Source organism: Rhizobium albus (assembly GCA_030160035.1).
Lineage (GTDB): Bacteria > Pseudomonadota > Alphaproteobacteria > Rhizobiales > Rhizobiaceae > Georhizobium > Georhizobium albus.
The window spans coordinates 1,453,055-1,477,305 of sequence record BSNO01000003.1; the positions used below are offsets into that span (position 1 = coordinate 1,453,055).

Annotated in this window: 23 protein-coding genes; 16 read left to right on the top strand and 7 right to left on the bottom strand. The window is 61.9% G+C overall.

Going from position 1 to position 24,251, the window contains the following annotated elements; translation table 11 throughout:
- Position 1 precedes the first annotated feature (1 nt).
- The gene (gene queA, locus QQL76_RS14645) at positions 2-1,102 is read left to right on the top strand and encodes an S-adenosylmethionine:tRNA ribosyltransferase-isomerase (RefSeq protein WP_499208245.1); all 1,101 of its coding nucleotides are present in this window, start codon (positions 2-4) and stop codon (positions 1,100-1,102) included.
- Complete coding sequence (gene tgt, locus QQL76_RS14650; RefSeq protein WP_499208246.1) at positions 1,095-2,225, top strand: tRNA guanosine(34) transglycosylase Tgt; 1,131 nt, start codon at positions 1,095-1,097, stop codon at positions 2,223-2,225. The genes queA and tgt overlap by 8 nt, the downstream gene beginning before the upstream one ends.
- A gap of 7 nt (positions 2,226-2,232) precedes the next feature.
- Here tgt and QQL76_RS14655 read toward each other — a convergent pair whose 3' ends face one another.
- On the bottom strand, positions 2,233-2,655 hold the full coding sequence (locus tag QQL76_RS14655; RefSeq protein WP_499208247.1) for a DUF4864 domain-containing protein: 423 nt from the start codon (positions 2,653-2,655) through the stop codon (positions 2,233-2,235).
- A 288-nt stretch (positions 2,656-2,943) separates the two neighbouring features.
- Here QQL76_RS14655 and cysG point away from each other — a divergent pair, with 288 nt between their 5' ends.
- The 8 genes from cysG to mmsB all read left to right on the top strand — a co-directional run bounded on the left by cysG (position 2,944) and on the right by mmsB (position 10,489).
- A complete protein-coding gene (gene cysG, locus QQL76_RS14660; protein WP_499208248.1) occupies positions 2,944-4,371 on the top strand; it encodes a siroheme synthase family protein in 1,428 nt (475 codons plus the stop codon).
- A 22-nt stretch (positions 4,372-4,393) separates the two neighbouring features.
- Positions 4,394-4,720 (top strand): DUF2849 domain-containing protein, encoded by a 327-nt coding sequence (locus tag QQL76_RS14665; RefSeq protein WP_499208249.1) that lies wholly within the window; start codon positions 4,394-4,396, stop codon positions 4,718-4,720.
- 12 nt (positions 4,721-4,732) lie between these two features.
- Entirely contained in the window at positions 4,733-6,403 is a 1,671-nt protein-coding gene (locus tag QQL76_RS14670) for a nitrite/sulfite reductase (protein ID WP_499208250.1), read from the top strand.
- Between the two features lie 9 nt (positions 6,404-6,412).
- Positions 6,413-6,949 carry a DUF934 domain-containing protein gene (locus tag QQL76_RS14675; RefSeq protein ID WP_499208251.1) on the top strand — a complete coding sequence of 179 codons (537 nt, stop codon included), beginning with the start codon at positions 6,413-6,415 and terminating at the stop codon, positions 6,947-6,949.
- Positions 6,950-6,978: 29 nt separating this feature from the next.
- Complete coding sequence (locus QQL76_RS14680) at positions 6,979-7,311, top strand: 2Fe-2S iron-sulfur cluster-binding family protein (protein ID WP_499208252.1); 333 nt, start codon at positions 6,979-6,981, stop codon at positions 7,309-7,311.
- Positions 7,312-7,404: 93 nt separating this feature from the next.
- Positions 7,405-8,553: an acyl-CoA dehydrogenase family protein gene (locus QQL76_RS14685; RefSeq protein WP_499208253.1), complete on the top strand. Its 1,149-nt coding sequence runs from the start codon at positions 7,405-7,407 to the stop codon at positions 8,551-8,553.
- Positions 8,550-9,593 (top strand): enoyl-CoA hydratase/isomerase family protein, encoded by a 1,044-nt coding sequence (locus QQL76_RS14690; protein WP_499208254.1) that lies wholly within the window; start codon positions 8,550-8,552, stop codon positions 9,591-9,593. Before QQL76_RS14685 ends, QQL76_RS14690 begins: the two co-directional genes overlap by 4 nt.
- Positions 9,594-9,619: 26 nt before the next feature.
- Positions 9,620-10,489 carry an HIBADH family dehydrogenase gene (gene mmsB, locus QQL76_RS14695; RefSeq protein WP_499208255.1) on the top strand — a complete coding sequence of 290 codons (870 nt, stop codon included), beginning with the start codon at positions 9,620-9,622 and terminating at the stop codon, positions 10,487-10,489.
- A gap of 39 nt (positions 10,490-10,528) precedes the next feature.
- Here the strand turns inward: mmsB and QQL76_RS14700 are convergent, their stop codons facing one another.
- Positions 10,529-10,702: a hypothetical protein gene (locus QQL76_RS14700; protein ID WP_164527888.1), complete on the bottom strand. Its 174-nt coding sequence runs from the start codon at positions 10,700-10,702 to the stop codon at positions 10,529-10,531.
- A gap of 257 nt (positions 10,703-10,959) precedes the next feature.
- On the opposite strand from QQL76_RS14700, the gene purU reads away from it, so the two are divergent.
- Positions 10,960-11,811, top strand: a complete 852-nt coding sequence (gene purU / locus QQL76_RS14705; protein WP_499208256.1) for a formyltetrahydrofolate deformylase — start codon at positions 10,960-10,962, stop codon at positions 11,809-11,811.
- A gap of 48 nt (positions 11,812-11,859) precedes the next feature.
- Here purU and QQL76_RS14710 read toward each other — a convergent pair whose 3' ends face one another.
- On the bottom strand, positions 11,860-13,359 hold the full coding sequence (locus QQL76_RS14710) for a CoA-acylating methylmalonate-semialdehyde dehydrogenase (protein ID WP_499208257.1): 1,500 nt from the start codon (positions 13,357-13,359) through the stop codon (positions 11,860-11,862).
- A 119-nt stretch (positions 13,360-13,478) separates the two neighbouring features.
- Between QQL76_RS14710 and QQL76_RS14715 the strand changes: the two genes are divergently transcribed.
- The gene (locus tag QQL76_RS14715) at positions 13,479-14,405 is read left to right on the top strand and encodes a LysR family transcriptional regulator (protein WP_499208258.1); all 927 of its coding nucleotides are present in this window, start codon (positions 13,479-13,481) and stop codon (positions 14,403-14,405) included.
- Between the two features lie 228 nt (positions 14,406-14,633).
- Positions 14,634-16,916, top strand: a complete 2,283-nt coding sequence (locus QQL76_RS14720) for a mechanosensitive ion channel domain-containing protein (protein ID WP_499208259.1) — start codon at positions 14,634-14,636, stop codon at positions 16,914-16,916.
- Positions 16,917-16,955: 39 nt separating this feature from the next.
- On the opposite strand, the gene QQL76_RS14725 is transcribed toward QQL76_RS14720, so the two are convergent.
- Positions 16,956-17,192 (bottom strand): Lrp/AsnC ligand binding domain-containing protein, encoded by a 237-nt coding sequence (locus tag QQL76_RS14725; RefSeq protein ID WP_499208260.1) that lies wholly within the window; start codon positions 17,190-17,192, stop codon positions 16,956-16,958.
- 152 nt (positions 17,193-17,344) lie between these two features.
- On the opposite strand from QQL76_RS14725, the gene QQL76_RS14730 reads away from it, so the two are divergent.
- The 3 genes from QQL76_RS14730 (at position 17,345) to recQ (ending at position 21,766) form a co-directional block, all read left to right on the top strand.
- Positions 17,345-17,905 carry a LemA family protein gene (locus tag QQL76_RS14730; protein WP_499208261.1) on the top strand — a complete coding sequence of 187 codons (561 nt, stop codon included), beginning with the start codon at positions 17,345-17,347 and terminating at the stop codon, positions 17,903-17,905.
- Between the two features lie 45 nt (positions 17,906-17,950).
- A complete protein-coding gene (locus tag QQL76_RS14735; RefSeq protein WP_499208392.1) occupies positions 17,951-19,879 on the top strand; it encodes a DUF2207 domain-containing protein in 1,929 nt (642 codons plus the stop codon).
- Between the two features lie 99 nt (positions 19,880-19,978).
- Positions 19,979-21,766 carry a RecQ family ATP-dependent DNA helicase gene (gene recQ, locus QQL76_RS14740; protein WP_499208262.1) on the top strand — a complete coding sequence of 596 codons (1,788 nt, stop codon included), beginning with the start codon at positions 19,979-19,981 and terminating at the stop codon, positions 21,764-21,766.
- Between the two features lie 24 nt (positions 21,767-21,790).
- On the opposite strand, the gene QQL76_RS14745 is transcribed toward recQ, so the two are convergent.
- From QQL76_RS14745 to QQL76_RS14755, 3 genes are all read right to left on the bottom strand, one after another.
- On the bottom strand, positions 21,791-22,036 hold the full coding sequence (locus QQL76_RS14745) for a hypothetical protein (RefSeq protein ID WP_404861910.1): 246 nt from the start codon (positions 22,034-22,036) through the stop codon (positions 21,791-21,793).
- Between the two features lie 269 nt (positions 22,037-22,305).
- Positions 22,306-23,712, bottom strand: a complete 1,407-nt coding sequence (glnA, locus tag QQL76_RS14750; protein ID WP_404861909.1) for a type I glutamate--ammonia ligase — start codon at positions 23,710-23,712, stop codon at positions 22,306-22,308.
- Positions 23,713-23,781: 69 nt separating this feature from the next.
- On the bottom strand, positions 23,782-24,120 hold the full coding sequence (locus tag QQL76_RS14755; protein ID WP_126010387.1) for a P-II family nitrogen regulator: 339 nt from the start codon (positions 24,118-24,120) through the stop codon (positions 23,782-23,784).
- Positions 24,121-24,251 lie beyond the last annotated feature (131 nt).

A 24,251-nucleotide genomic window follows, 5' to 3' on the forward strand; every position in this document is an offset into this window, starting at 1 on the left:
CATGCGCGTCGATCTCTTCGATTTCGATCTGCCCGATGAGCGGATCGCCCTTCGCCCGGCCGTACCGCGCGACAGCGCCAGGCTTCTGGGCGTCGATCCGCATGCTCAGGCACCGCTGAGTGACCATATCGTCAGCGATCTTCCATTGTTGCTCGAGTCGGGCGATGCACTCGTCTTCAACGACACCAAGGTCATCCCCGCGCAATTCGAGGGTCTGCGACGTCGACCGGGTCCGGAAGGCGCCGATGTCACCGTCAGCGTCTCGGCGACCTTGCACATGCGCGCCGCATCCAACCGGTGGTGGGCATTCCTGAAACCCGGCAAGCGCGTGAAGCAGGGCGACCGGATTGAATTCGGCGGCTCCACAGGAACTTGCCTTGTGGGCCGTCTCGATGCCACCGTGATCGAGAAGGGCGAGGGCGGCGAAGTCTTGCTCGCTTTCGATCTTGACGGGCCGGCGCTCGACGAAGCGATCATGTCCGTCGGCCACGTGCCTTTGCCGCCCTATATCGCCTCCAAACGTCCCGAAGATGCGCAGGATCGCGCCGATTATCAGACGATCTATGCGCGTGAAGACGGAGCCGTCGCCGCGCCGACCGCCGGTCTGCATTTCACCGATGCTTTGTTGAGCGCCCTGGAAGACCGAGGAATCGAACGGCACTTCGTGACCTTGCATGTCGGGGCAGGGACGTTTCTTCCCGTAAAGGCAGAAACGACCGAAGATCACCGCATGCACTCTGAGATCGGTCATGTATCAGCGGCGACCGCCGAGGCTTTGAACGCGGTCCGCGCCCGTGGCGGGCGGATCGTTTCGGTCGGCACGACCTCGCTGCGGCTTCTGGAAAGTGCCGCCAGCGAAGATGGAAAGATCCAGCCTTGGTCGGGTGCGACCGACATCTTCATCACGCCCGGCTATCGCTTCCGTGCCGTCGACATGCTGATGACCAATTTCCACCTGCCGCGCTCGACGCTCTTCATGCTGGTCTCCGCCTTTGCCGGGCTGGACACGATGCGGGCGGCTTACGCGCACGCCATCGCCAAAGAGTACCGCTTCTATTCCTACGGCGATTCCTCGCTGCTCAAGAAAGCCGACCATGAGTGACGTCTTCCGCTTCGATATCGCCGCGACCGACGGGGCGGCGCGCACAGGCGCGATATCGATGCCGCGCGGCACGGTCCGCACGCCGGCCTTCATGCCGGTCGGCACCGCCGGCACCGTCAAGGCGATGTATCTCGACCAGGTGCGCGACCTCGGCGCCGATATCATCCTCGGCAACACTTACCATCTGATGCTGCGGCCGGGTGCCGAGCGCGTTGCGCGGCTCGGCGGCCTGCACGACCTGATCCGTTGGCCGCACCCGATCCTGACGGATTCGGGCGGATTCCAGGTGATGTCGCTCTCCGGCCTGCGCAAGCTGGATGAGCAGGGCGTCACGTTCCAATCGCATGTCGATGGCAGTCGCCACCACATGAGCCCGGAGCGATCGATCGAGATCCAGGGTCTGCTCGGATCGGACATCCAGATGCAGCTCGACGAATGTGTGGCTCTTCCTGCCAAGCGTTCCGAGGTCGAGCGCGCCATGGACATGTCCGTTCGTTGGGCCGAACGCTGCAAGACGGCATTCGGCGATCAACCCGGCAAGGCGATGTTCGGCATCGTGCAGGGTGGCGACCAGCCCGATCTGCGCGTCAAATCGGCTGAGGCGCTGAAGGCGCTCGACCTCAAGGGTTATGCCGTCGGCGGTCTTGCTGTGGGTGAACCGCAAGACGTGATGCTGGCCATGCTTGAAACGACGTGCCCCGTGCTGCCCAGCGAGAAGCCGCGCTATCTCATGGGCGTCGGCACGCCCGACGACATCATCAAGTCGGTTGCCCGCGGCATCGACATGTTCGACTGCGTGATGCCGACGCGCGCCGGCCGTCATGGTCTGGCATTCACGAGACGGGGCCGCATCAATCTGCGCAACGCTCGCCATGCGGAAGACACGAGGCCGCTGGACGAGGAGTCCTCATGCCCGGCGAGCCGAGACTATTCGCGCGCCTATCTGCACCATCTCGTGCGCGCCAACGAGGCACTGGGCGGCATGCTGCTCACTTGGAACAACCTTGCTTACTACCAGGACCTGATGCGCGAAATTCGCCAGGCGATCGCCGAGGGCCGTTTCGCCGACTTCATGGCCGAGACGCAGGACGAATGGGCGCGCGGAGATATCGCGCCCCGCTGATCAAGCGTCAGGTCTGCGGCGCGGCGGACTTCACCATCTGCACGCCGTTGATCTTGAAGATGCCATCCTCCTGCTTCTTGAGAATGTAAAGCGCCGTCCAGTCATCCCCGTCGGGCCCGGCGATCAGCACCTCCTGCGCGATGCGGTCGCCTTCGAGCGGACGGGACCGACCAAAGGCGAAATTGTTGGGACGATAAACCGGCGCATAGCTGCTCTGGACCATCTGGAAGAAGCGATCCTTGTCGACGAACATCGTCTGAATCTCGGGCGCAGCGTGGAAATAGGCGGCATCGGCGTCGTCGTTGAGGAAAGCCGCAATCTGACTTTCGATGACCGCCTGAGCCTCCTCGACATCGTCCGCCAAAGCCGGAAGAGGAGCGAGAGGCAAGGCGGCAAGCAGCAGGCCAATGAATGCAGTCTTGATGCGCATGGTGACCTCCAGCAGGGGCTGATGATGGAAGGATAGGCGAGTCCCAGCGCGGGGGAAGTGCCCGACGGACATATTCGAGAGCACCCTATGGCGAGTGTGCAGCGCCTCTCCGAAACCCCTTTGATTTCCCGATGGTTTTTGCGGCGCGTGCGGTTCGGGAAGAAATCGTTCGCTTTTCCCGACAGAGATGAAAAGCGCATCCGGCAGGACTTTTGCGAACGCATTCCTGTTTCTTCTTTGCAGCGCGGCTCTCCGGCACAATGCACGCTAGATCAATAGGAGTGCATCGTGGCGGACCGCCAACAACAGCTCAGCGTCTTTCCGGCCTTTTTCAAGGTCGAGGACCGCGTTGTCGCGATCTTCGGAAACGGCGCCGAAGCTTTTGCCAAGACGCGGCTGTTGCTGAACACCCGCGCCGACATCCGCGTTTATGCCGAGGCGCCGGAGGCGGACTTCGCGCGCTTCATTCGTGAAAATGCCGTTGCACACGTTGCCGCGAGCTTCTCTCGTGATGCGATCGAGAATGCTGTTCTCGTTTTCGCTGCGACCGGTGATGCAGCCGAAGATCAGCGGATCGTTGCGGAAGCGCGCGCGCTGCGCATCCCGGCAAACGCCGTCGACCAGCCCGAAGAATGCGACTTCTATACGCCGGCTCTGGTCAACCGCGCGCCGGTGGCCGTGGCGATCGGCACCGAAGGCGCCGGGCCGGTCCTCGGCCAGATGATCCGCTCGCGCATCGACCAGATGCTGTCGCCGTCGCTTGGCGCGCTCGCTCGTTTGGCAGCGAGCTATCGCATTGCCGTGGACCGCTTGATGCCGCGTGGTGTTGCCCGCCGCATTTTCTGGCGCCGTTTCTTCGAAGGCGGCGTTGCCGACCACGTCTCTCGTGGTGATCTTTCCCAGGCCCGACGCGAAGCCACACGCATGCTCCGCCAGCGCGAGGATGTCGAAGGCCACGTCTGGCTGGTCGGCGCAGGTCCGGGCGCGGTCGATCTTCTGACCCTGCGCGCGCAGCGGGTGATGATGGAAGCCGACGCCATTGTTTACGACGCGCTTGTGCCTCAGGCGATCGTCGACATGGGCCGTCGCGATGCCGACCGGTTTTCCGTGGGCAAGCGCAAGGGCTGCCATTCCAAGTCGCAGAACGAGATTAATGCACTTCTTGTCGAGCTTGCTTCCTCTGGCAAGCGCGTGGTCCGGCTGAAATCCGGCGATCCGCTGGTCTACGGGCGCGCTGCTGAGGAAATGGCCGCATTGCGTGATGCCGGGATCGGTTATGAAATCGTTCCGGGCATCACATCCGCATTCGCTGCAGCGGCCGACTTCGAACTTCCGCTGACGCTGCGTGGCGTCGCATCCTCGATGGTTTTCACGACCGGCCATGATCTTCAGGGCGAGACGCTGCCCGACTGGGCGAGCCTGGCGTGCTCGGGTGCGACGATTGCCGTCTATATGGGCCGAACCGTTGCCGCCGACGTGGCGCGCCGGCTGGTCGCAGCAGGCATGTCGCCCGATACGACGGTTGCTGTGATCGAGAATGCCAGCCGCTCGGATCGGCGGCTCTTCCACGGCGTCCTGGCCGATCTTCCCGCGATCCAGGATCGCAGCGATCTGACCGGTCCCGTCATGGTCATCATCGGCGACGCTGTTGCCGGCGCCAATTTTGCAAATTCAACGCTGCTGGATCCGCTCATGGCGGCCAGCGAAGCGGCATAAGGATAAGAAAAGGAGTGCACGCATGGCTCTCAAGGTTCTCACCGCCAATCGGCTCAGCGACGGCATCGCCGTCTGGCTCGGCGCCGATGGTTCCTGGCAGGAAACGATCGACGAGGCTTTCGTCGCGCGCCACGAGGCAGCGCTGACGGGCCTTCAGGATGCCGAGAAAGTGGCGGCATTCGACATCCAGGTCGTCGACGTGACGCTGGTCGATGTCGAGGAACGTGACGGACACCTTTATCCGCTTCGCTTGCGTGAGCGCATCCGCGCAGCAGGCCCGACCGTACGCCTCGATCTTGGCAAGCAGGCCGAAACGCTTGCAGATGATGCCGCTGCAATCGCAGCCTGAAGGACGCTTCGCATGTATCGTTACGATGAATTCGACCACGCTTTCGTGCGCGAGCGGGTCGAGCAGTATCGCGACCAGGTCGACCGTCGCGTCTCCGGCGAGATCACCGAGGACCAGTTCAAGCCGCTGCGGCTGATGAATGGCGTGTATCTGCAGCTGCATGCCTACATGCTGCGCGTGGCGGTTCCATACGGAACGCTGTCGTCGACGCAGATGCGCAGGCTCGCGCATATCGCCCGCGTCTACGACCGGGGCTACGGCCATTTCACCACGCGCCAGAACATCCAGTACAACTGGCCGAAACTGGTCGACACGCCTAAGATTCTTGAAGAGCTGGCCGAAGTCGAGATGCACGCCATCCAGACCTCGGGCAACTGCATTCGTAATGTTACGGCCGATCACTTTGCCGGCGTCGCTGCCGACGAGGTCGCCGATCCGCGGCCCTATGCCGAAATCCTGCGCCAGTGGTCGTCGGTTCATCCGGAATTCTCGTTCCTGCCGCGCAAGTTCAAGATCGCGGTCACGGGCGCCGAGCGCGATCGCGCCGCGATCCAGACGCATGATATCGGATTGCACCTGAAGAAGAACGATGCAGGCGAGCTCGGTTTTGCGGTCTATATCGGCGGTGGGCAGGGCCGTACGCCCATGGTCGCGAAGCTGATCCGCGAATTCCTGCCGGAGAGCGAATTGCTGTCTTACACGACGGCGATCCTGCGCGTTTACAATCTCTTCGGTCGCCGCGACAACAAGTACAAGGCGCGCATCAAGATCCTCGTCCATGAGACCGGGACCGAGGAACTGACGGCGCAGATCGAAGCGGAGTGGGAAAAGCTGCGTGCCGGCGAGCTTGCGTTGCCGGATGCGGATATCGCAGCGATCACAAGCTATTTTGCCATGCCCAATCTGCCGGAGCGTTCCGAAGGGTGGGCTCTGCTGGCAGCCGAGAAGAAGCGTTACGCACTATTTGCCGCCTGGGTGCAGCAGAACGTGACGGCGCACAAGAACCCTGATTACGGCGTCGTGACAATTTCGCTGAAGCCGATCGGTGGCATTCCTGGCGATGCGTCCGACGTGCAGATGGACCTGATCGCCGATATCGCCGAAGCCTACAGCCATGACGAGATCCGCGTGACGCACGAGCAGAACCTCGTGCTGCCTCACGTTGCGCTTGCCGATCTGAAGGCCGTCTATGACCGCCTGGCCGGTGCGGAGCTTGCGACCGCCAACAACAACCTGATCACCGACATCATTGCATGCCCGGGTCTCGACTATTGTGCTCTGGCAAACGCCCGCTCGATCCCTGTCGCCCAGGAAATCTCCAACCGTTTCGGCAGTGCCGAGCGGCAGTTGGAGATCGGCGAGTTGAAGATCAAGATTTCGGGCTGCATCAACGCCTGCGGCCACCACCATGTGGGCCACATCGGTATTCTCGGCGTCGAGAAGAAGGGTGCTGAGCTCTACCAGATCACGCTAGGCGGCTCGGCAGACAACGAGACGTCGATCGGTGAGATCGTCGGTCGCGGCTTTGAGCCTGAGAAGATCACCGATGCGATCGAGACGGTTGTCGACACCTATCTCGGCCTGCGCACCTCGCCGGAAGAGACCTTCATCCAGGCGTACCGCCGCGTCGGGGCGCAGCCCTTCAAGACAGCGCTCTATGGTGAGCCGGCCAAGGCGGCGTGAGGACAGGTGATGACTGAAGTAAAAGTCTGGACGGAGCAGGGCTTCGTCGCCAACGATCCCTGGCAGATCGTCGAGTTTCAGGACGAGTTGCCGGAGGGCGACGTGATCGTTCCTCTGGAAGCATTCGTTGCGCTCTCCGACGAGCAGCGGCACGGCGTTGGCTTCGAACCCGGGCGCAACACGCGCCGCATCGGCGTGTTGATTTCACCCGATGACGAGCCCGAGACGATCGCCGACATGCTTGGCCAGATCGCCCTGGTCGCGATCGATTTTCCGAAGTTCTCCGATGGCCGCGGCTTCTCGCATGCCGCGATGCTGCGCGAGCAATTGGGGTATAGAGGCGAGATTCGCGCCGTCGGTGACGTGCTCATCGATCAGATACCGCTCATGCGTCGCGTCGGCTTCGACAGCTTTTCGGTGAAAAGCGCGACGACCCTGAAGCGTCTTGAGGAGGGCCGTCCCGGCGGTATATCTCTCCACTATCAACCGACTGCGAAGGACGCGCAGGCCGGACAAGGCTATAGCTGGCGGCGACGCTCCGCCTGAATCCCGTTCCGTTCCGTAAAGGCGATCCGATGCACATCAATGTCACCGATCAGGACGGCGTCCAGCACCGTCTCGAGGCTCTCGAAGGCTTCCGGGTGATGGAAATCATCCGCGACTGGGGCTTGAACATCAACGCCGAATGCGGCGGCGCCTGCGCTTGCGCGACGTGCCACGTCTATGTCGCCGATGAATGGCTCGATCGTCTCTACCCGCAGGAAGACGAGGAAGTCGACATGCTCGACGCCGCCTTCATGGTTGAAAACAACTCGCGCCTGTCCTGTCAGATCATCATGAGCGAAGACCTCGACGGGCTCGAGGTCACGTTGGCGCCCGGTACCGAGAAGGAAAAGGTGGCAGCCTGATCGGGTGCGCGGCAGTCGCGCCTAGCCACTGCTGGCAATTGTCATTCCATCGCGATAGTGCAACCTTCCGGCAACGATCGGGAGGGTCAGGCGATGGATTTTGCGCTAAGCGAGGAACAGCTCGCGATATTCGAAATGGCGCGCGATTTTGGCTCCGAGCGGATCGCGCCCCATGCCTCCGCCTGGGAAGACTCGGGCACCATCCCGAAAGATGTGCTGAAGGATGCCGCCGCCCTTGGGCTTGCTGCGATCTACGTCCGTGAAGAGAATGGTGGTTCCGGCCTCACGCGGCTCGACGCCGCTCTGATCTTCGAAGCGCTCTCGATGGCCTGTCCGTCCGTCGCCGCCTTTTTGTCCATCCACAACATGTGCGCCTGGATGATCGATCGATTCGGTGACGAGGCGACGCAGGGACGTTGGCTGGCGCCGCTCGCCCGCATGGACGTGATCGCGTCCTATTGCCTGACGGAACCCAACTCCGGCTCTGATGCCGCCGCACTCGCCACGCGGGCCGAGCGCATGGGCGACACATTGCGCCTCAACGGTACCAAGTCTTTCATCTCGGGCGGCTCCTATTCCGATCTCTACATCGTCATGGCACGCACCGGCCAAACGGGACCGTCCGGCATCTCCGCTGTCATCGTGGAGGATGGAGCGCCGGGACTGTCTTTTGGCGCTCTGGAAAAGAAGATGGGATGGCGAGCACAGCCAACGAGCGAAGTGCGGTTCGATGATTGTGATGTGCCGGCTAACAATCTTCTGGGCAAAGAAGGCGAGGGCTTCAAATATGCGATGGCCGGTCTGGACGGCGGGCGGCTGAACATCGCAGCCTGTGCCTTGGGGGCGGCCCAAACTGCGCTCGACAAGGCGCTGGCCTATACCGGCGAACGCAGGGCTTTCGGCCAGACGCTGGATCAGTTCCAGGGCCTGCAGTTCCGCCTTGCCGATATGGAAACTGAGTTGCAGGCCGCGCGGATCTTCTTGCGCCAGGCTGCCTGGAAACTGGATCAGGGTGCGCCGGACGCAACCAAATTCTGCGCCATGGCCAAGCGATTCGTTACGGACACGGCATTTGAGGTCGCCAACCAGGCGCTGCAGCTGCACGGCGGCTATGGCTATTTAGCCGACTATGGGATCGAGAAGATCGTCCGCGATCTCCGGGTCCACCAGATCCTCGAAGGCACCAACGAGATCATGCGCCTCATCACCGCTCGTGCGCTGTTGAAGGAACGCGGACATTGAGCGAAGCGCCTGAAGTCATCATCCGCAAGCAGGGGCGGGCAGGGCGCATTACGCTCAATCGCCCCCATGCTCTCAATGCGCTGACCCATGCGATGGCGCTCGCCATCGAACATGCGCTGCTGATCTGGCGGGACGACCCGGATGTGGCGCTGGTCATCGTCGACGCCGCCGGCGAGAAGGCCTTCTGCGCCGGTGGCGACATTCAGGATCTGTATCGATCCGGCATGGCCGGGGACTTTGAGCACGGCCGACGCTTCTGGAGCGACGAATACCGCCTGAATGCGCTGATCGCCCATTACCCGAAGCCATATGTCGCGTTGATGGATGGCATCACGCTCGGCGGTGGCGTCGGCATCGGCGCCCATGGCTCGCATCGGATCGTGAGCGAACGCACGATGCTCGCCATGCCCGAATGCGGCATCGGGCTCGTGCCGGATGTTGGCGGCTCGTTCATTCTCGGCCATGCGCCCGGCCGGATGGGCCTCTATCTCGGGCTCACCGGCATGCGCCTGAAGGCCGATGGCGCGATCTACACGGGCTTTGCCGATCATCTGGTCCCGCACGAGCGTCTTGCCGATCTGGTGGCGGCCCTCTGTGAAGGCGGGGACGCATCCGCGATCAGCGATTATCGCGCCGACCCGGATGACGGCAATCTGCGCTCCATTGCGCATGAGGTCGACGAAGCATTCGAGGGCACCGATCCAGTCGTGCATCTGCAGCGCCTCGACGCAGCATCGGCGGACGGCAACTGGCAGCAGGACGCTGCGAAAGCGATCAGGCGCGCAAGCCCGCTTTCGGTCCAGTGCACGACCCTGATCATTGCAGCAGCTGCCGGCTTTTCAGACGTCGGTGATGCTCTGCGCCAGGAATACCGGTTCGTGTGGCGTTGCATGGAGCAGGGAGATTTTCTCGAAGGCGTGCGCGCCCAACTGATCGACAAGGATCGCAATCCGCGATGGCGCCATGCGAGCCTTGAAGAAGCGGCCGGCGAGGCTGCCGCGATGCTGGCGCCGCTCGGTGACGATGAACTGATAATTTGACTGAAGAAGACGAGAAGGGGTCGATCATGCGCGTCGGTTTTATAGGACTTGGCAACATGGGTGCGCCGATGGCCACCAATCTGGTCAAGGCTGGCCACGAAGTCACCGGCTTCGACGTGGCCGGCGTTCAGATCGATGGCGTGCGGTCAGCCACCTCCGCCGCGGAGGCTGCGCGTGATCAGGACGTGGTGATCACCATGCTGCCGAGCGGCAGCATCCTACAATCCGTCTACGCCGAGATCGTTCCGGCTGCCCGCAAGGGGGCGTGTCTCATCGACTGCTCGACGGTGGATGTGGAGAGCGCGCGGGCAGCTCACGCCGCTGCAGAGGCTGCCGGGCTCCTCAGCGTCGACGCACCCGTCTCAGGCGGTGTGGGCGGTGCCGCGGCGGGCACGCTCACTTTCATGGCGGGCGGAACGGACGAAGCGTTCGGCGTGGCACTGCCGCTCTTCGAGATCATGGGCAAAAAGGCGGTGCATTGCGGTGCAGCCGGGGCCGGCCAGGCCGCGAAGATCTGCAACAACATGATCCTCGGCATTTCGATGATCGGCGTATGCGAAGCCTTTGTGTTGGCAGACAAGCTTGGCCTGTCGCGCCAGAGCGTGTTTGACGTGGTGTCCACCTCGTCCGGCTCCTGCTGGTCGATGAACACCTATTGCCCGGCACCGGGCATAGGCCCGCAAAGTCCTGCCGATAACAACTACCGACCCGGCTTTGCGGCGGAACTCATGCTGAAGGATCTGAAATTGTCCCAGGCGGCGGCACAAGCTGTCGATGCGGCAACGCCCATGGGCGAACGGGCAACGGAGCTGTATGAGGCCTTCGTTGCCGAAGGCGGCAAGGGCCGGGATTTCTCAGCGATGATCGAAGCGTTGGCGGGCCAATCCCGCCGTTGACCGGCGAGATTGAAGTTGGATGTATTGGCTTTGCGGCAATCAGGCCGCGCGCAGCACCGCATTCAAGGCGTCCAGGTCGACGACGGCCTCACGCACGACGAGCCGATGAATTTCGTCGGGTTCGCACCCGTCCTGTCTCAGGCGCTGGACAATGGCCTGCAGGGTCTTGTCATCCGTAACGCGTGGTTTGTGGCCAATCGGCTTGCTGCGCATTCCTGATCATCCTCATCCATTTCGAGTGGTCCCGGGGGTAGGAATCAATCGAGTCCGAACTGTGTCGAGATTCTCATCATCCACAGGTCAGTTGAACCTGTGGATTCTTGAGCTAGACAACCGAGGGAGAAGGCGCGCCATGTCGTGAATCAGACATGGCGTGTCCATGTGAAGCAGTGCAGCGGGCTTGTGCTCGGCTAAAGGCCATGAACAAGCACATTTTCTTGGCAAAGAGCCCGACAACAAACGAGATTGCGATGACTCATCCTTACGTCCTGACCCTTTCCTGCACCGATCGCCCCGGCATCGTGGCGGCCGTGACGACGGAACTCGCGGCGAGCGGCTCGAACATCGCGGAAAGCGCTCAGTTTTGGGATCGCGTGACGGGCCGTTTCTTCATGCGCATTGCCTTCCATGCGCCGGATGCCATGACGAAGGACGAGATCGAACGCGCTCTGAAGCCGGCTGTCGATCGCTTCGATATGAAGACCACGATCAGCGACCAGGCGCGCCGACCGAAGATGATCGTGATGGTCTCGAAATTCGACCATGCGCTTTTGCATCTGCTCTACCAGATCCGCGTCGGTTGGCTGGATGCGGAAGTGGTTGCCGTCGTGTCGAATCACGAAACCTCACGCCGCACGGCGGAGCTCGAAAACATCCCCTATCACCACTGGCCGGTGAACAAGGAGAACAAGACCGAGCAGGAAGAGAAGCTGATTGCGCTTGTGAAGGAAACCGGCGCCGACCTCGTCGTGCTTGCCCGCTATATGCAGGTGCTGTCGGACAATCTCTCAAAACGGCTGTTCGGCAAGGTGATCAACATTCACCACTCCTTCCTGCCATCGTTCAAGGGCGCCAAGCCCTATCACCAGGCGCATGAGCGCGGCGTGAAGCTGATCGGCGCGACGGCGCATTATGTGACACCGGATCTGGATGAAGGCCCGATCATCGAGCAGGAAACCGAGCGCGTCACCCATGCGATGAGCGCCGATGATTTCGTGGCGACAGGGCGGGATATCGAAAGCCGCGTGCTCGCCCGCGCAGTCAAGATGCATCTGGAAAGTCGCGTCATGCTGAACGGGCACAAGACGGTCGTCTTCGGTTGAAGAGAAAAGAACGCCGGACGAGCAGCCCGGCGTTCTTCTTGAGGTTTGTCAGCCCATCGTGGGAATGACGAATTCAGCGCCATCCTTGATGCCCGAGGGCCAGCGCTGCGTCACCGTCTTGGTGCGCGTATAGAAGCGGAACGCGTCCGGACCATGCTGGTTCAGATCGCCGAAGCCCGAACGCTTCCAGCCACCGAAGGTGTGGTAAGCGAGCGGCACGGGAATCGGGACGTTGACACCCACCATGCCCACATTGATGCGGCTGACGAAATCGCGCGCCGCATCGCCGTCGCGGGTGAAGATCGCAACGCCGTTGCCATATTCATGCTCCATGGGCAGACGGATCGCGTCCTCGTAGTTCTTGGCGCGGACGACCGAGAGCACGGGTCCGAAGATTTCCTGGCGATAAATCTCCATGTCCGTCGTGACATGGTCGAACAGGCAGCCGCCGATGAAATTGCCGTTTTCATAGCCCTGAAGCTTGAAGTCGCGGCCGTCGACGACGAGCTTCGCACCCGCGTCCACGCCCGAATTGACGAGGCCGAGCACGCGGTCACGCGCTTCCTTCGTTACGAGCGGCCCGAAATCGACATCGTCGCCGCCGGTGTATGGGCCGATCTTCAGCGCTTCGACCATCGGCGCCAGCTTTTCGATTAGACGATCCGCCGTTTCCTGGCCAACAGGTACGGCGACCGATACGGCCATGCAGCGCTCGCCCGCCGCTCCGTAGCCTGCTCCGACCAGCGCGTTCGCCGCCTGGTCGAGATCGGCATCGGGCATGATGATCATGTGGTTCTTGGCGCCGCCGAAGCACTGGACGCGTTTGCCGTTGGAGCAGCCGCGGCCGTAGATGTATTCGGCGATTGGCGTGGAGCCGACGAAGCCGATCGCCATGATGTCCGGGTGATCGAGGATGGCGTCGACCGCTTCCTTGTCGCCATTGACGACGTTGAGGATGCCTGCTGGCAGACCCGCTTCCAGCATGAGTTCGGCGAGCATCATCGGCACTGACGGATCGCGTTCGGACGGCTTGAGGATGAAGGCGTTGCCCGCCGCAATGGCCGGGCAGAACTTCCACATCGGGATCATCGCCGGAAAATTGAAGGGCGTGATGCCGGCCACGACGCCGAGCGGCTGGCGCATGGAATAGAGATCGATGCCCGGACCGGCGCCTTCGGTGTACTCGCCCTTGAGAAGATGCGGCGCGCCGATGCAGAATTCGGCCACTTCCAGCCCGCGGATAATATCGCCCTTGGCATCCGGGATCGTCTTGCCATGCTCGCGCGACAGCATTTCGGCAAGCTTGTCCATGTCGCGGTGGAGCAGGTCGACGAACTTCATCAGAACGCGAGCGCGCCGCTGTGGGTTTGTCGCAGCCCAGGCCGGCTGCGCCTTCTTGGCGTTCTCGACCGCGCTCGCGAGATCCTCTTTCGAGGCAAGCGCCACAGTCGCATCCACCTCGCCCGTTGCCGGGTTGAAGACCTGACCGCTGCGGCCGCCGGATGCGCTGACGTGCTCGCCGCCGATGAAATGACCGATTTCCCGCATGTGTTCCTCCACTATCGCCATTGAACTGGTGAATTCTGCGCGCATTAGTGCACTATAAATTCGGCATAACAACAGCGCTGAAACCGGATCGGTTGTGCAATATTCGAAGGAGGCTTCTCGTGAACTGGGACGACGTGCGCATATTCCTGGCGGTCACGCGCCGCGGCCAGATCCTGTCGGCCGCCCGCACGCTCGGGATCAATCACGCCACCGTCAGCCGCCGGTTGACGGCGCTTGAGAAGGCGCTGGGAGCACGGCTGGTCCTGCGCCGAACCAATGGCTGTGAGCTCACCGGCGAGGGCGAAGCCTTCGTCGAAGCCGCGGAACGCATGGAGGCCGCCATGCTCACCGCGCAGGCGGGCTTTTCGGGCCAGGATGCGGCACTGTCCGGAACCGTCCGGATCGGTGCGCCGGATGGCTTCGGCATTTCGTTCCTCGCGCCACGCCTTGGTCGGCTGTTGACGCGCTATCCGGGGCTGCATGTGCAACTCGTGCCGGTGCCTCGCGTGTTCTCCTTGTCCCGCCGCGAAGCCGATATCGCGATCACCGTCGAGCGGCCGGACCAGGGCAGGGTCGTCGCGCGCAAGCTCGTCGACTATTCCCTCGGCTTTTATGCCTCGCGCGGATACGTCGCCCAGCACGGCATGCCCAAAGAGATCGAGGAGCTGAGACAGCATCGGCTGATCGGATATGTGGAAGATCTGGTCTTTTCGCGTGTGCTGAACTTCGCCGAGGAACTGCCGCGCGACGTGCGGGCGACTTTCGAGATATCGAGCGCCGTCGGTCAGGCGGAAGCCGTGCGCTCAGGCGCTGGCATCGGCATCCTGCATGATTTTACCGCTCGGCATGATCCGGATCTGGTGAACATTCTGACCGAGCACATTTTCAGGCGAGCCTACTGGATCGTCTACCACGAGAACGCGCGCGGCGTGGCGCGCGTCAAGGCCGTCAGCGATTTCGTCATGGAGGAGGTGGCAGCCGCCAGAGATGACTTTTTGCCCGATCCAGGCGCGCCGAACGATGATGTGCTTGCGGCGACGGGTTGATGTCATGGCCTCGTCTGGTAGAACCTGACCCGTGAAGCGCTTCGGGCAGCGCAGATGAACCGTCGGACCTCGGATTACGCGTGGGGTAATCTGTAGTGAGCGACGAGCAACAAGAATAAGAGCGACGTCTCGATGTTTGAGCCTAAGACCACCGTCTTCCAATCTTTCCGATTTTTGAGAATTCTCCTTTCTGTTCTTCTACTGGTCGGAACATTCGGCGCGGCCGGCATGTTGCCCGTTTCCGCCCAAGATGCCGAGCCCGCGGCCACCAATGAGGAAACGACACAAGCCGCGTCTCCTGAACTCCAGCTTCTGATCGAGGCGTTGCGCAATAACGAGAGCCGCAATCGGCTTCTGGAAGAGCTGGAAGCGGTTGCCGGTGAAGTCGAACCCGGTCCGGTCGAGACGATCGACGAAGCCCTGTTCGGCACATCAGAAACGTCGCTCGGGCGGCGAATTGCGGAGACAACGCGGTTTTTTGCTGAAAATGCGGCTGAATCTGCCGCGGCATTCGCCAATCAACTCTCGGCGGCACCGCGCATGTTCTCGGCACTGGATGCCGACCAAATCGATGTGCTGTGGCAGGCTCTGCGCGATCTCGCTTTGGTGATCGTCGCCACTTACGCGATCTTCGTCGCGCTACGCAGTTTCGCGAAGGGCTACTACCGGTCCATGGGGATCAAGTCGGCCTCCGCAACACTGTTGCAGCGCATCGTGTTCATCGTCGTGTCGGCCTTGCTGGACGTTCTGGTCGTCGTTGTCGCCTGGGCGGCTGGTTACATCATTGCCCTGACCGTCTTTGGGGAAATGGGCACCATCGGTTTGCGCCAGACGCTCTACCTCAACGCCTTCCTCATCGTTGAATTGGCGAAAGTCATCCTGCGCATCGTGCTTTCGCCGTCAGCTCCAGAGCTGCGGCTGCTGCCGGTTTCCAACAATGCCGCGATGCGGATGAACCGCGGCTTTACTTGGATCATCTCCATTCTCGGTTACGGCCAGCTGCTGCTTTTGCCGATCTTCAACCAGAGTGTCTCCCTGGCGGCCGGGCAAGCGATCTCCGCGCTGGTGGCACTGATCGCCTTGCTCATCGCCGTCGGCATGACCCTGTCCAACCGGCAGCGCGTGGCCGATTGGCTGCTGGATACGCCTGAGGATCAGCCGCGTAGCCGACACGTGCGTTTCCTGGCGCATCGCTGGCACTGGCCCGTGCTGCTCTATCTGGCGTTCCTGTTCGTGATCGTGCTGGCAAGTCCAGCCGGTGTGTTGCTGACCATTCTTGCCGCCAGCGGTCAGATCCTGCTTGCCGTCATCATCGGCTTCATGGTCTCCAACTGGATTGCACGGGCGATCGCGCGCGGTATCAGTCTGCCGGAGCGCCTCAATCAGCGCCTGCCGCTGCTCGAGCGCCGCCTCAACGCCTTCGTTCCGAAGCTGCTGACGGTGATCCGCGGCCTGATTTTCCTTGCGGTCCTGCTGTTCGTTCTCGACACGATCAATTTCTTCGATCTGCAGGGATGGATGCAAAGCCAGGTCGGCGTGCGCACCACGGCGGCTATCATTTCCGTGTTCTTCATCCTGATCTTCGCCTTCGCTGCCTGGCTCGCGTTGAACTCCTGGGTCGATTATCGCCTCAACCCCGACTACGGCCGGCCGGCGACATCGCGCGAGCAGACGCTGCTCAGCCTGCTCCGCAACGCGGCGACGATCGCAATTCTTGTGATCGGCGTGATGTTCGCGCTCTCGGAGATCGGCATCAACATCGCGCCGTTGATCGCGTCGGCGGGTGTGCTGGGCCTCGCCATTGGTTTCGGCGCACAAAAGCTCGTGCAGGACATCATCACCGGCGTCTTCATCCAGCTCGAAAACGCGGTCAATGTCGGGGACGTCATCACGGTTGCGGCGACGACCGGCACGGTCGAGCGGCTGACGATCCGCTCTGTCAGCCTTCGCGATGTCGAGGGCGCCTACCACATCATCCCGTTCTCGTCGGTCGACATGGTCACCAACTTCATGCGTGGCTTCGCCTATCACGTCGGCGATATCGGCATCGGCTATAGGGAAAATGTCGCGGAAGCGCAGGAAGCCATCATCGAGGCATTTGCCCGGCTGCGGGCCGATCCTGAGATCGCTCCGTCGATCATCGGCGACATGGAATGGTTCGGCGTCCAGTCGCTGGCAGACAGCGCCGTCATCGTGCGCGTGCGCATCAAGACTGTTCCCGGCAAGCAGTGGGCCGTCGGGCGCGCATTCAACGGCCAGATCAAGAAGATCTTCGACGAGCGCGACATCGAAATCCCGTTCCCGCATCAAACGCTGTTCTTTGGTACCGATAAAAAGGGCAACGCACCGGCAGCCCACATCCAACTGGAGAATGTGGCAAGCGGCGGAACGGCAGCTCCGGCTGCGACGACGGACGGCGCGACCTCGGCCCCGTCGAAGGAGGTCACCGTGCCACGTCGGCGCAAAAGACAAATCATCCGCGATGATGTCCCGGATGACGAAGAAAACTAGTTGGTTTGACTGATCGGCAGGGCGCGAGCCCGTTGCCGATCAGAACGCCTTGAAGGTCAGGATCGTGTGGGTGCGCTGCACCCCCTCGATCGTGTGCAGGTTCTCCGCCACGAAGTGGCCGATGTCGACTGCGTCCTCGACATAAAATTTGACGAGAAGATCGTACTGGCCGCTGACGGAATAGATCTCGGACGCGATTTCGCGCGCGGCGATTTCCGCCGCCACCTGATAGGCCTTGCCGAGCTGGCATTGGAATTCAACGAAAAAACAGCGCATGACAGGTCTCCGCTCGATCAGTCCACGCGATGAGGCCTAGCCGGTTTGCGACGGCATTTGAAGCGCCCATTGCCATCGACCCTGTCCATCATGACAAGTCGGCACGAAGCGGCTAGGGTCCGGCATTCGAAACGGGAAAGGCTGCAATGGGCATGACTGGCATCGTCATCGGCGTGATCGTCGTCGCGCTGATCCTCTACGGCATCGTCGTCTATAACGGGCTGGTGCGGGCAAGGCAGCTCGTTCAGGAGGCATGGAGCGGCATCGACGTCCAGCTTAAGCGCCGGGCCGATCTCATTCCGAACCTGGTCGAAACGGTCCGTGGCTATACCGATCACGAAGCGAACACGCTGCGCGAAGTCACTGAAATGCGTGCGCGCGCCCAGGCGGTGCCAGCCGACAACGTAAAGGGCAGGGCGGCTGCCGAAGGATTGCTGAGCCAGGCCCTCGGTCGCCTGATCGCCGTTGCCGAATCCTATCCGGACCTGAAGGCGAGCACCAATTTCAGCCAGTTGCAGACGTCGCTCGAAACACTCGAAGGCGAGATCCAGATGTCCCGGCGCTATTACAATGGCGCCGCGCGGGACTTGAACATCAAGGTTGAAAGCGTGCCGTCCAACATCGTGGCGAGCATGTTCGGCTTCGAAAAGGCCGAGTATTTCGAGATCGACGATCCGGCCGATCGGATCGTTCCCAAGGTCGCCTTTTCCTGAAATAGCCAGCGAGCCATCGACAGCATGATCGCGAAGCCCTCCTTTCTGCATCGGCTGGTTGCCGCTTTCTGCGTAGCGTTCACACTGGCTTTGATGCCGCTTGCCGCCAGTGCGCGCGAGGAAATCATCGCCTTCGATGCCGAGATCGACGTGGCGGCGGATGGTGTTCTGTCCGTCGTCGAGACCATTCGGGTCCGCGCGGAGGGCGATCTAATCCGCCGTGGCATCTACCGGGATTTTCCCCTGCGTATGGAAGATGCATCCGGCCGGCTCCGCGATGTGGGCTTCAATGTTTCAAGCGTCACGCGCGACGGCGCCGACGAGCCATACCGGGTGGAAGAAAGCAGCGGCATCGCCCGCGTCTATATCGGCGACGCCGATAGCATGGTGCCTCCCGGCATCCACACCTATGAAATCCACTACGAGACCGACCGCCAGATCCGCTATTTTGACACGCATGACGAGGTCTATTGGAACGTCACTGGCAATGGCTGGCTGTTTCCGATCCTGTCGGCATCGGCCGAGGTCAGTTTGCCGAGCGGCGCCACAATTGAAGACCTTGCGGTCTTCACCGGTCGCTATGGTGAGACGGGCAGCGCGGCAACGTCGCAACAGCTGGCTGACAACCGGGCGGTCTTCGCCACCACGGAGGTTCTGCAGCCGCAAGAGGGGCTGACAATTGCGGTCAAGATCTCCAAGGGAGCCATAGCAGCACCAAGCAGCGCTCAGGAGCGCGCTTGGTTCTGGCGTGACAATGCCGGTAGCATCCTCGCAGTCGTCTTTCTCATTCTGATCGGCGCCTACTATCTGTGGGCGTGGGACCGCGTTGGCCGCGATCCGCCAGCCGGCGTCGTGGTGCCGCGCTGGGATCCGCCCGAGAACGCGTCGCCGGCGATGGTCAACTACATTGCCAATCGCGGCCTGTCGGGTGGCGGCTTCACCGCCATCGCCGCTGCCATCCTCAACCTCGCCGTCAAGGGCTTCGTGACGCTGCGTGATCTCGACGGAGATCTCATCGTCACGCGCACCGAGCAGCGCGACGATGGCAGGCTCCCGGTCGGGGAAAGGGCGGTTCTGGTCGGCTTGGGCGAGCCGGGAAGTTTCCTTCCCATGAACCGCGCCAATGGCCCTGCCGTTCAGAGCCTGTCGAGCAAGTTCGTCAGCGCCATCGAAAGCGAGCACCGCGGCAAGTTCTATCGCCACAACTGGGCATATGTCGCAGGCGGCATCGCGCTGACCATCATCGGGCTCTTCGCCATCATTCTTTTCGGCGGCATGGACCAGGCGGCGGTGATCACTTTGGTCATGGCTGCGATCCCGGGCATCATACTGGCAGGGATCATGGTGCGAATGGGCCGAGCATTCCGTTCAGCTCGCAGCCTCGCACAGCGTATCGTGTCCATCATCGTCCTCGGCTTCATCGCATCGACGGCGCTGACGATCGGAAGCGGGCTCATCGGCGCGCTCTTCTTCACCGAGTTCAACGGTTTCCTCGTCGGCGCCATCGCGGCAATCTTCCTGCTGAACGGTGTCTTCTTTTTCCTCATGGGCGCTCCGACTGCCATCGGTGCGCGCATGCAGGACAGTATCGCCGGTCTGAAGCAATATCTCACCCTGGCCGAAGCGGAGCGCATGAACATGCAGGGCGCGCCCACCATGTCGCCGCGCCATTTCGAAACGCTCTTGCCCTATGCGGTGGCGCTCGGCGTGGAGAAGCCCTGGAGCCAGGCTTTCGAGCGCTGGCTGGCAACGGCTGCCGGTGCGGCTGTGGCGAGCCAGGCGGTGCCTTACTGGTTCTCCGGGCGGGATTTCTCGCCCGGCTCGTTTGCTGATTCCATCGGCGAAGTCGGTCATGACATTTCACGCAGTCTTTCCGCCGCGATCCCTCCTGCGAAGTCGTCGTCCTCCGGTTTCTCTGGCGGCGGCGGGTTCTCAGGAGGCGGTGGGGGCGGTGGTGGCGGCGGCGGCTGGTAGAAGCCTGTGGATCGCGTGTCGTCGCGTTGACTTGACCGGGCTCACGCGGTTGTCTCCGCACGCGTGATTTGCCCGCCGGATCAATCCAGAGGTTTATGAGTGTACGACAGCCCGAACTCCGTGCTGCGTGAAGTCTTCGGTTATCGAGACTTCAGGCCCGGCCAGCGCGACGTGATCGACCGGATCATTGCCGGTCGCAACGTCCTGGCCGTGATGCCGACGGGCGCGGGCAAGTCGATCTGCTTTCAAGTGCCAGCACTGATGAGTTCGCGTCTGACGATCGTGATCTCGCCGCTGGTCGCCCTCATGGACGATCAGACGGCTGCCTTGCGGGCCAACGGCGTTCCCGTTGCCGCAATCCATTCGGGCCATGACCGCCAGGTGAATGTCGACGCATGGCGCGATGTTTCCTCAGGCCGTGCGAAGCTTCTCTACCTGTCGCCGGAACGGCTGATGACGGACAGGATGCTGGACGCGATCGGACGGCTCGACCCGGGACTGTTCGTCATCGATGAAGCGCACTGCATCTCCAAATGGGGAGCGAACTTCCGCCCGGAATACGAGCGTCTCTCGGAGCTGAAGACACGCTTTCCGAACGCGCGGATCGCGGCCTTCACCGCAACGGCTGACAGTGCCACGCAGGGCGACATCGCTGTGAAACTGTTCGGTGGAAACGGCGAGATCGCGCTCCAGGGGTTCGATCGGCCCAACCTCTTCCTGGCGGTTGAACCGAAGCGCGACTGGAAGCGCCAGCTCGTCGCGTTTCTCGAAGAGCGGGCCGACCAGTCCGGTGTTGTCTATTGCCTCTCCCGGCAATCGACCGACGATGTCGCGGCCTATCTGGTGGAGAAAGGCTTCAATGCGATTGCCTACCACGCCGGTCATCCACCGGAGGTGCGCCGGGAGCGGCAAGGGCGCTTCATGCGGGAATCCGCCATCATGGTGGCGACGATCGCCTTCGGCATGGGCATCGACAAGCCGGATATCCGCTTCGTCTGCCACATGAACCTGCCAAGCAGCATGGAGGCATACTACCAGGAGATCGGCCGCGCCGGCCGCGACGGTCTGCCCGCAGATACGCAGCTCTTCTTCGGCCTGGACGATGTGCGCATGCGGCGGCAGTTCATCGAGAATGATGGCGAAGATCGCGACCATATTCTGCGCGAGCACAAGCGGCTCGATGCGCTGCTTGCCTATGCCGAAACCGCCGGCTGCCGCCGCGTCGCGCTGCTCGCCTATTTCGACGAGGAAGGTCAGCCTTGCGGCAACTGCGACAACTGCACTGATCCGCCGGACGTGATCGACGGCACCGGCGAAGCGCTGAAGCTTTTCGGCGTCATTGCCGCCACAGGCCAGAGTTTTGGCGCGTCACACCTCATCGACGTGTTGCGTGGCGGACGCACGGCCAAGATCGAGGAACGCCAGCACCACGATCTGGCGCTCTTCGGCAGCGGAGCAACGCGTTCCAAGGCCTACTGGCAGGCCTTCGTGCGCCAGGCGGTGGCGAACCGCTATCTGTCCATCAACATCCAGCGTTACGGAGCCCTGGAGCTCACGCCGCTGGCGGATCAGACCCTGGCGGGCAAGGCGCGCTTCGAACTGCGCGAGATCGTCGAGCAGGCCCAGTCGAGCCGTCCCGCGCCTCGAAAGACCGTCACCATCGATCCGGACGCCGAGCCGTTGTTCGCGCGTCTCAAGGCGCTGCGGCTGGAATTCGCTCGCGAGCGGTCCGTACCTGCCTATGTGGTTTTTCCGGATGCCACACTGATCGACATGGCCCAGCTTCGCCCGCGCACGATGGATGAACTCGCCATGGTCAACGGCGTCGGGCCCAAAAAGCTCGGCGACTATGGGGAAGCGTTCCTGAAAGTCATGCGCGAGGCCTGAGCCGCGCCGCATTGGATCGGTCGATCAGGTGACGATGGCCACGATCGAGAGCGCGATCAGCACGATCGAGCAGAAGAGCAGCGAGCCGAAGATGCGGGGACGGTCGAACACCACTGCGAAGGACGATCCCCACACGACGACGGCGGCGCCGAGGGCGTACATGAAGGCGGGCTTATCCTGCGAAGCAATGCCGAACGCCATCAAGCCGCAGATGACGATCGCGCCGAAGATCACCATGATGGCGAAGCCAAGCTGCTCGAAGTGATCCATTCGGCTCGTCCGTTCCGTCCGTTACGCTACAGGTTTCCAGGGCATTGCGCCTTGCAAACCGGAGGCAGGTGATCAGCGCCCACACTCAGTGTTGCGGTTGAATCGGCCTCCGGTCCGTGCGGCGCCATCATATCCATCCGCATTCGCGACGCTAGACCGCAAACGACATTTTCAGTTGCCCAGGTTTCAGCCCACAACGAAAAACCCCCGCGGCATGCCGCGGGGGTTCGAAGGTCGCCGATCGTCCGGATCACCCGGACGGAATGGGCTTAGACCGAGTAGTACATGTCGAATTCGACCGGGTGCGGCGTCATCTCGAAACGCATCACTTCAGCCATCTTCAGGTCGATGAAGGCATCGATCTGGTCGTCGTCGAACACGCCGCCGGCCGTCAGGAACTTGCGGTCGCGATCGAGGCTCTGGAGCGCTTCACGCAGGCTGCCGCAGACGGTCGGGATCTTCTTCAGTTCCTTCGGCGGCAGGTCGTAAAGGTCCTTGTCCATGGCCTTGCCCGGGTGGATCTTGTTCTTGATGCCATCGAGGCCTGCCATCAGCATGGCTGCGAAGGCGAGGTACGGGTTCGCCGTCGGATCCGGGAAGCGGACTTCGACGCGCTTCGACTTCGGCGAGGAGCCGAACGGAATGCGGCACGATGCCGAACGGTTACGGGCCGAGTAGGCGAGCAGAACCGGGGCTTCATAGCCCGGAACCAGACGCTTGTAGGAGTTGGTCGACGGGTTGGTGAAGGCGTTCAGTGCCTTGGCGTGACGGATGATACCGCCGATGTAGTAGAGGCAGTTTTCCGAAAGGCCGGCATACTCATCACCAGCAAACGTTGGCTTGCCGTCTTTCCAGATCGACTGGTGCACGTGCATGCCCGAGCCGTTGTCGCCATAGATCGGCTTCGGCATGAAGGTCGCCGTCTTGCCGTAGGCGTTTGCGACCTGATGGATCACGTACTTGTAGATCTGCATCTTGTCGGCGTTGCGGGTCAGCGTGTCGAACATGATGCCGAGCTCGTGCTGGGCAGCTGCCACTTCGTGGTGGTGCTTCTCGACCTTTACGCCCATTTCGGCCATGACCGTCAGCATTTCAGAACGCATGTCCTGGCAGCTGTCGATCGGCGGGACCGGGAAATAGCCGCCCTTGACGCGCGGACGGTGACCGAGGTTGCCCGTGTCGTAATCGGAATCGTCGTTCGACGGCAGTTCGGTCGAATCGAGCTTGAAGCCCGTGTTGTACGGGTCGGCCTTGTACTTAACGTCGTCGAAGACGAAGAACTCTGCTTCTGGGCCGACGAAGCAGGTATCGCCGATGCCGGATGCCTTCATGTAGGCTTCAGCCTTCTTGGCCGTGCCGCGGGGATCGCGGTTGTACGGCTCGCCCGTGACCGGATCGAGAATGTCGCAGATCACGACCATCGTGGACTGGGCAAAGAACGGATCGACGTGTGCCGTTTCGGTGTCCGGCATCAGCACCATGTCGGACTCGTTGATGGCTTTCCAGCCAGCTATCGAAGAGCCGTCGAACATCACGCCGTCGGCGAACATGTCGTCGTCGACCATCGACGCATCCATCGTGACGTGCTGCATCTTGCCCTTGGGGTCGGTAAAGCGCAGGTCGACGAACTTAACGTCGTTGTCCTTGATCTGTTTCAGGATGTCCTTGGCACTCATCAGCAATTTTCCCTGTTTGAGATATTGAATTAAACGATGGAGCGCCGGACAGCCGGCGCGCCGGGCAACTCAGATGGCGTCGACGCCGGTCTCACCGGTACGGATGCGGATCACCTCCTCCACATTCGACACGAAGATTTTGCCGTCTCCGATACGTCCGGTCTGAGCGGCGTTGCGGATAGCTTCGATGGCGGCGTCCGCCGTCTCGTCCGACAAGACGATCTCCACCTTCACCTTCGGCAGGAAGTCGACCACATATTCGGCGCCGCGGTAGAGTTCGGTGTGACCCTTCTGGCGTCCGAAGCCCTTGGCCTCGGTGACCGTAATGCCCTGCAAGCCAACTTCCTGAAGCGCTTCTTTCACTTCGTCGAGCTTGAAGGGTTTGATGATCGCCTCGATCTTTTTCATGAGAAAACCTGCTCTCCGCTTTTCCCGGAACGCGTGGTATCGCGCCCGCTCCCAGACGTATGCACGGTCCGTGCCACATCGCGCGAATTCGAGCCGTATTTCGCCAAATACGCAAGGGCTGACCGCAATTA